Genomic DNA, 7,492 nt, shown 5'->3' with positions numbered 1-7,492 from the left:
CCCGGTATTTTGCGAAGGTGTATGCCTGACTTTCTGGCGTACTTTCGTAAAGGCTGCCACGGGTGGAAGCCTTTGCGAAGGTGTATGCCTGACTTTCTGGCGTACTTTCGTAAAGGCTTCCACCCGTGGCAGCAGGATAACCGAGCGCTTCTGGAGAAAAACCTCCGTGAGCTGGATCCTGAGACAGCTGTCGTATAACCCGGGGTGTACGGAAATCCGGTGCAGGGTATGTAAAATTGAACCTTAATTGCGTGATTACAATAAAGCGCGCTTCCTTTTCTGACAGCGGCCCAAAACTGGAGGCCCAGTATGCGAGTTGGTCTGATCGTCGATTCGGCGTGTGATCTACCTTTCGAGTTCAGTCGCAAACACGACTTGTTTATTCTCCCCATTACGGCGGTTATTGATGGGGAGACCTACATTGATGATCACGACCCGGTAAGAACTCAGGAGTTTTATCAGAGTGGGCTTTTAGAGAAAGGGCGACACGCAGAAACTCAAGCCTTTACCACCGAGCAAATATACGACCTGTTCATTGAGAAAATTGTTCCCCAGTTCGACGTGGCGGTCTGTGAGACGGTCACCCGTACCCGTAGCCTGATTTACCAGAATGCTACGGAAGCCATGAATAGCGTGATGGCCAATCACGAACAGGCGCGCGCCGCGTCGGGCCGTGAAGGCAAGTTTTCCATGCGCGTGATTGATAGCAAACAGATCTTCGCAGGGCAGGGTTTGCTGGCGGCTCATACGCTTCGGCTAATCGACCAAAAGCTTTCCAAAAATGCGTTGCGCAACGAAGTGGAGAAGTTTTCAGATAAAATATACACATGCATCATTCCCCGGGATCTCCACTACATTCGCGAGCGCGCCAGGCGACGGGGCGATAAGAGTGTGTCGGCAATGTCGGCGTTTCTGGGTAAGGCTTTAAACATCACACCTGTGATTTTCGGTCAGGGCGTGGAAGGTCAGCCAGTGGCAAAGACCCGCAGCTTTGATATGGCGGTGGAAAAGGTTATGAGCTATGCCGCTGCCCGAGTTGAGGCTGGACTACTAACTCCCTATGTAAGCTTATCCTGCGGCTTAACTTGGGCCGAAATCGAAGAGTTGCCTGGTTTGAATCAGCTCAAAAGTGCCTGCGAGCGCAACGGTGTTGAACTATTGCTTTCGCAGATGGGTATTACCAGCAGTATTTATGTTGGCCCAGGTAGTTTATGCCTGGCGCTGGCGTCGGAATCTCACAGTTTTAACGACTATCAGTAAATCTCTACAAACGCGGCTACCAACACCATGACCAGTAAAAAAAATGATTCAGCCAATCAACTACTTGAGCTGCATGTAAAGCATGAAGTGGCCTCGCTGAAAGGCGCCAAGCTGCGCAAATTTCTGAAACAAGAGGCGGATGAACTTCTTGATCACGCGGGTAGTCTTACATTGAATCGCCTTGCTTCAGAAGGCCAGGTGATGGAGACCATTCAGCGTGTTGTTGTGAACATGGAGCTGGATGCGGGGATACCGGAACTGGCGGGCGAGATGGCCGCTGAGGTGCTGAACGCCCCAGTTCAAGCGACGACAGCCCTGGGTGAAATAGTTACCCGTGAGCAGGCCACAGGTTTTGTAGAAGAATTGCTTGAGCTGAGGCACCAGCGCGAACAGGTGATTAGCGAGATTATGGCGCACCCGGTTTACCAGGAGTTGATTTCAAACGTGGTTTATCAGGGGGTGGTCAATTACCTCTACGAAGACAATCTGATTACTAAGTCAGTACCCGGCGTTGGCTCCATGATGAAGTTTGGCAAACGTATGGCCAATAAGGCTGTTCCGGGGCTGGATGAAACGTTTGAGCGCCGCTTCAAGGCTTGGCTTTCAGACAGTTTGCCAGGGCTGATTGGCCGCAGTGAGCAGTTTCTTCAGCGGGCGCTTTCCGATGACGAAGTACGGGATACGGTGATGGCGGCCTGGGTGGCCGTTGAAGATAAAACGATCGCGCAACTGCACGAAGGGCTGGGAGACGTTGAACTGCAGGAGTTTGTGGTGCTTGGTTACGAATTCTGGCTGCAGTTCCGAAAAACCGCCTACTTTGAAGGCTGTGCTCAGGCTGTGGTTGCGCATCTTTTTGTGAAATATGGCGATCGGCCGCTTACCGATCTGCTCGGCGACGTAGGGGTCACTCGTGAGGTGATTATGGCGGAAATCGATGCTTGGGCCATCCCGCTCATTGACGTGCTTCAGGAGGAGGGTTATATCGAGGCCCTTGTGCGACGGCGGTTGTCAGGCTTTTATAAATCCGCGGCGGCGCGCAAAGTTTTAGAATCCAAAGCGCTAGAATCCTAGTGGCTGCTCGCTGTTATTGAGTAGGCAGGCTAGCTGGGCCAGGTAGATTAAAAAAGGGAAGCCGATATAGGCTTCCCTTTTAGCATTCTGGCTTAGGCGATAGCGCCAAGCTTGCTGAAATTACCTCTCCAGATACTGCAGCTTGTTAGGAACACCGTCCCATTCAGCGGCATCTGCCGGCGCATCTTTTTTCTCGGTAATGTTTGGCCATTTGCCCGCCAGATCGGCGTTAATTTCTACATACTGCTCTTGATCTGCTGGCAGCTCGTCTTCTGAGAAAATAGCTTCAACCGGGCATTCCGGCTCGCACAATGCGCAGTCGATACACTCGTCTGGGTCGATTACCAAAAAGTTCGGCCCCTCGTAAAAACAGTCTACTGGGCAGACTTCCACACAGTCTGTGTGTTTGCACTTGATGCAGTTATCGGTAACGATAAACGCCATAATCAAATCCCTGGTCCAGTGGTCAATCTCATCTGGAGCTAATTGTCAGCTCCATGGTTATATTTTAATGGGCGATATTGTAGGGAGCAGCCCTCGTAGCCGCAAGCGTTTGGCTGCTATAACCTTATTACCCAGGTCAACTTCCTGTCAGTTTTTCAATAATCCCTTCAATTCGTAAAGCCGATTCATGGCTTCTCTGGGTGATAGTTCGTCTAGATCGAGATCTTGAAGTGCGTCTTCCACGGCGCTCGGCTCTGCACTGGAAAACATATCACTCTGGTAAACCGCCTGGCTGGATGCTGCCGGCTGCTTTTGGTGTGGCTCAGCTATCGATGTATGCACGGGAGTGGCGGTCGCCGCACTACCTTCCAATTGCGCCAGTTGAGTTTTGGCGTTACGTATAACGTTTTGTGGTACACCGGCCAGTTTTGCTACCTGTAGGCCGTAGCTTTGGCTGGCAGGACCTTCGTGTACGTTGTGCAGAAATACAATGCTGTCGTCGTGCTCGGTTGCGGTCAGGTGTACATTTACCGCGTGCTCAAGGTCGTCCGCCAGTTGTGTGAGCTCAAAATAGTGCGTGGCGAACAGTGTGTAGCAGCGAATCTCCTTCGCCATGTGCTCTGCGGTGGCCCAAGCCAGAGACAAACCATCGAACGTACTGGTGCCTCGGCCTACTTCGTCCATAAGAACCAAACTGAACTCAGTGGCATTGTGCAGAATGTTTGCAGTCTCTGTCATTTCTACCATAAAAGTAGAGCGCCCACCGGCAATGTCGTCTGATGACCCCATGCGGGTGAAAATGCGATCCACCGGCCCTAGTACGGCACGGTTTGCAGGCACGAAACTCCCGGTGTAGGCGAGTAGGGCGATCAGAGCTACTTGGCGCATATAGGTGGATTTACCACCCATGTTCGGACCGGTAATAACCAGCATTCGGCGTTGGGTATCCATCACCAGATTGTTGGGTACGAAAGGTTCATCAAGGAGCTGTTCCACTACCGGGTGCCGCCCATCTTCAATATCGAACCCCGGAGAGTCACGAAACTCAGGCGCGGCAAAACGCAGTGTAGAGGCACGCTCGGCAAAGTTGCTGATCACATCCAGCTGTGCCAATGCTTGAGCGGCATCCTGCAGTGGCGCAAGTTGTTCGGCCACCGTTTCCAGCACTTCGTCGTAAAGGGCTTTCTCTCTTGCTAGCGCCCGGCTTTTGGCGCTTAGGGCTTTGTCTTCGAATTCTTTCAGTTCGGGCGTAATAAACCGTTCAGCGTTTTTCAGGGTTTGGCGACGAATATAATCCACTGGCGCCTGAGCAGATTGCGCCCGGCTGATTTCAATGTAGTAGCCATGTACCCGGTTGTAGCCAACCTTCAAGGTGCTGATGCCGGTGCGCTCACGCTCGCGGGTTTCTACATCCAGCAGGTATTGGCCGGCGTTTTCACTGATGTTGCGCAGGTCATCTAACTGTTCATCGAAACCCTCACGGATCACGCCGCCTTCACGAATCACAACCGGTGGATTGTCGATAATTGCCCTTTCCAGCATATCTGCCAGCTCGGGGTATTCGCCAATCACTGTGGCCAATTCGGCGATGTGGGGTGAGTTGACTGGCTTGAGGGTTTGCTGAAGTTCGGGCAGAGCTATAAAAGCATCCCGTAGGCGTGCCAAATCTCTCGGGCGAGCTGAACGCAGTGCCACACGGGCCAGTACACGCTCAATGTCGCCCACGGTTTTTAAAAGGCCATGTACCGGTTCGTAATGGAAGCCCTCAAGCAGTGCTGATACCGCTTGCTGGCGCTGTTGCACCACATTCACATTCCGCAGTGGGCGGTTCAGCCAGCGCCGTAACTCCCGGCCGCCCATAGACGTTGCGGTTCGGTCCATCACCCAGGCCAGAGTATGTTGTTGGCCGCCCATGAGGTTTACGTCTATTTCCAAGTTTCGGCGGCTGGCGGCATCCAGAATCACCGCCTCATCGCGCAGCTCCCGGGTCAGCTTACGAATGTGAGGCAGGGCGGTGCGCTGGGTTTCTTTTGCGTACTGCAGAAGGCAGCCGGCGGCACAAATGGCCAGGTTGAGATCTTCACAGCCAAAGCCGGTGAGGTCTCGAACCTGTAATTGCTGGGTGATTACCCGGCGAGCTGTATCGCCTTCAAACAGCCAAGGCCCCTGACGACGAATGCCGGTAAAACCCGTCAACACTTCCTCAAAAGGAAAGTCTTCACTGATAAGGATTTCTGCTGGCCGCAATCGCTGCAGCTCTCCCTGCAGGGCTTCCAAGCTTTCCAGCTCTGAAACCACAAAGCGCCCACTGGAGATATCCAGTGACGCAAAGCCGAACTGCTCCCGGTGGTGGAATATGGCCGTCAGCAGGTTGTCGCGGCGGTCTTCCAGATAGGCGTCATCGCTCAAAGTGCCGGGGGTAACAATTCTGACCACTTGGCGATCAACCGGGCCTTTACTGGTTGCCGGGTCGCCGATTTGTTCACAGATAGCTATGGATTGACCCGCTCTGACCAGCCGTGCAATGTATCCCTCGGATGCGTGAAACGGAATACCTGCCATGGGGATTGGGTTGCCGCCGGACTGGCCTCGTGCAGTGAGGGTAATGTCCATTAGCTCTGCGGCTTTCTTGGCGTCGTCATAGAACAGCTCGTAAAAGTCCCCCATGCGGTAGAACACCAGCTCATCCGGGTGTTGACCCTTGATCTTAAGGTACTGTTGCATCATGGGGGTGTGTGAAGTTTTGAGATCGTCTGTGCTCACTGGTAGCTCGCCTGTAGGATAGCTTCAAACCGCCTTTTGATAGGGGGTTTTCTGGTAAATTTGTCTGTGTAGCATCTGAAGGAGTCTGATGAAATCTGCTGTAATCCAGTTCAAGAGTATAGGTTTTAGTATAGCTTTTGGTGTAGGGTTGTGGGCGCCTTAACAAACAAGGCTGTTGATGATGAAAAGCTATACTTATGGCCAGAGCTTCATCAATGCCATCGATGGCTATCGTTCCAATCAGTTAATGGATCAAAGCATGCAGAATAACAAACACGGCAACAAGCCACTATCGGCGAGAGCCATCGAGACGATGCGGCCTGGCGATAAAGTCAAAGTGGACACTGGAGAGAATGCCGGTCTGCGTGTGACTTGCGGGGCTAGCGGTGGCAGGTCGTTCATCTATCGCTATCGGAGCCCCGAAACGGGCAAGCTAACTCAAGTCAAGATAGGGAATTACCCCTCGATGAGTCTGGCTGAGGCTCGCCTAGAGCTTGCTCGGATGAAGGCTTTACGACGAGATGGCGTATGCATTCGTGCCGAAATTCAGCGGGAGAAAGTACGTCAAAGTGCAAAAATTGAACAGGAAAAGGAAGCGGCAGAGGTGGCCGCGTTTACTGTTCGTGACTTGGTTGATCTGTACTTAACTGAAGTGATTGAGGATCGACTGGTTGTAAATCGTCGAACTGGGGCTCAGAAACGAGTTCCTGGTGCACGGAAACCTAAGGGGCAGGCCGAGACTAGGCGCACCCTGTACGGTGATGCTGTACGCACTCTGGGGGATCGATCTGCTGCAGAAGTTCGGCGTAAACATGTGGTAGAGATGGTGAAGGACATTCTTGACCGGGGAGCAAACGTTCAGGCTGGGAATGTGCTGCGTGAGCTCAGTGCCGCCTACGACTATGCGATTGGCCTTGGCAAGTTTGATGATGATTTTGCGAACCCGGCTTTGTTGGCAAAGTCGAGCCTGAAGCAGGCTAGAGTCCGACTTACGTCTGTTCGGGGCAAACGCGTATTGTCCGATGCGGAGTTGAAGGAAGTGTTAGCGTGGTTGCCAGGCTCTGGTTTCTCGGTAACACAAAAGAACGTCATTCGTTTGACTCTGTGGACAGGAGCTCGCACGGGTGAGGTTTGTAAGGCGCGTTGGTCTGATGTAGATCTCGATCGAGCAGTTTGGCATATGCGAGACTCCAAGAACGGAGCCGAGCGGTATGTGCAGTTGCCGAGCCAAGCTGTGGCTTTTCTCCGTCAGCTTCGTTTAACCACCAATACCTATCTGTTTCCTTCGAGTCGGACGGGATTGCCGATCCAGCAGAAATCGCTTACCGAAACAAAATGGTATTTGAGAAATTCTGCCAAGGCTCGAAGTGGCACCTACTTTAAGCCAGGCCAAGCTTGGCTGGATAGCATTCCTGACTGGTCTCCACATGATCTGCGTCGTACGGTTCGCACGGGGTTGTCTCGTTTAGGCTGTCGCAATGAAGTGGCTGAGGCAGTGATAGGGCATTCAAGAAAGGGTATTGAAGGGACTTATGATCTGCACGATTATGAACCCGAATGTCGCGAGTGGCTGCAAAAGTGGGCTGATCATCTGGAAACCCTTGACGGCGTGTGTTAGTTGGCATAACCCATCTTAATTTCACAAATTGCAGCAACCGGACAGAGAGAAATCTATTTCTCTCTGTCTCTCTTAGGCTCGCCAGTCCCTGACCTTGCTGGCCTACGGCCTCCACCGGACGCCTCGATCGGTCCGCTGCTAAACAAAAGCGAACATTCGGATCTCACGCGTTTTGGTCTATTTTCAGCCGTCGAGAGGTCTGAGTGATCGCCGATCGATTATGGAAAATCGGAATCTGATGGTAGAAAAACTTAGCACAGGAAACTCAAACCGGTTCTAGCCCCTAGCAGCCTGTCGGACTTAACCAAGCAGTATCGACATGAGATAATCGGGGCA

At 52.5% G+C, this 7,492-nt stretch carries 5 protein-coding genes and 1 pseudogene; 4 read left to right on the top strand and 2 right to left on the bottom strand.

Annotated elements, in window-relative coordinates; translation table 11 throughout:
• The 3 genes and pseudogenes from ACTH3S_RS17225 to ACTH3S_RS17215 form a co-directional block, all read left to right on the top strand.
• Positions 1-198, top strand: a pseudogene (locus tag ACTH3S_RS17225) (hypothetical protein); the annotation flags it as partial.
• Positions 199-309: 111 nt separating this feature from the next.
• Positions 310-1,260 (top strand): DegV family protein, encoded by a 951-nt coding sequence (locus ACTH3S_RS17220; protein WP_441810242.1) that lies wholly within the window; start codon positions 310-312, stop codon positions 1,258-1,260.
• A 27-nt stretch (positions 1,261-1,287) separates the two neighbouring features.
• On the top strand, positions 1,288-2,331 hold the full coding sequence (locus tag ACTH3S_RS17215) for a hypothetical protein (protein WP_441810241.1): 1,044 nt from the start codon (positions 1,288-1,290) through the stop codon (positions 2,329-2,331).
• Positions 2,332-2,451: 120 nt separating this feature from the next.
• Here ACTH3S_RS17215 and fdxA read toward each other — a convergent pair whose 3' ends face one another.
• Together fdxA and mutS are read right to left on the bottom strand one after the other, a co-directional pair.
• Positions 2,452-2,775 carry a ferredoxin FdxA gene (gene fdxA, locus ACTH3S_RS17210; protein WP_441810240.1) on the bottom strand — a complete coding sequence of 108 codons (324 nt, stop codon included), beginning with the start codon at positions 2,773-2,775 and terminating at the stop codon, positions 2,452-2,454.
• Positions 2,776-2,922: 147 nt separating this feature from the next.
• On the bottom strand, positions 2,923-5,502 hold the full coding sequence (gene mutS / locus ACTH3S_RS17205) for a DNA mismatch repair protein MutS (RefSeq protein ID WP_441810243.1): 2,580 nt from the start codon (positions 5,500-5,502) through the stop codon (positions 2,923-2,925).
• A 217-nt stretch (positions 5,503-5,719) separates the two neighbouring features.
• Here mutS and ACTH3S_RS17200 point away from each other — a divergent pair, with 217 nt between their 5' ends.
• Positions 5,720-7,156, top strand: a complete 1,437-nt coding sequence (locus ACTH3S_RS17200; RefSeq protein ID WP_259364679.1) for a tyrosine-type recombinase/integrase — start codon at positions 5,720-5,722, stop codon at positions 7,154-7,156.
• The last annotated feature ends 336 nt before the right edge of the window (positions 7,157-7,492 follow it).

The sequence above is a fragment of the Marinobacter sp. genome, from assembly GCF_052094685.1.
GTDB lineage: Bacteria > Pseudomonadota > Gammaproteobacteria > Pseudomonadales > Oleiphilaceae > Marinobacter.
Note: the sequence above shows the minus strand (reverse complement) of the source record. Positions and strands in the feature narration are given on the sequence as shown.

Excerpts from the sequence above, each read along its gene's own strand:
- ACTH3S_RS17220 (WP_441810242.1), top strand. The coding sequence starts at position 310 with ATGCGAGTTGGTCTGATCGTCGATTCGGCGTGTGATCTACCTTTCGAG.
- ACTH3S_RS17215 (WP_441810241.1), top strand. The coding sequence starts at position 1,288 with ATGACCAGTAAAAAAAATGATTCAGCCAATCAACTACTTGAGCTGCAT.
- fdxA (WP_441810240.1), bottom strand. The coding sequence starts at position 2,775 with ATGGCGTTTATCGTTACCGATAACTGCATCAAGTGCAAACACACAGAC.
- mutS (WP_441810243.1), bottom strand. The coding sequence starts at position 5,502 with ATGATGCAACAGTACCTTAAGATCAAGGGTCAACACCCGGATGAGCTG.
- ACTH3S_RS17200 (WP_259364679.1), top strand. The coding sequence starts at position 5,720 with ATGAAAAGCTATACTTATGGCCAGAGCTTCATCAATGCCATCGATGGC.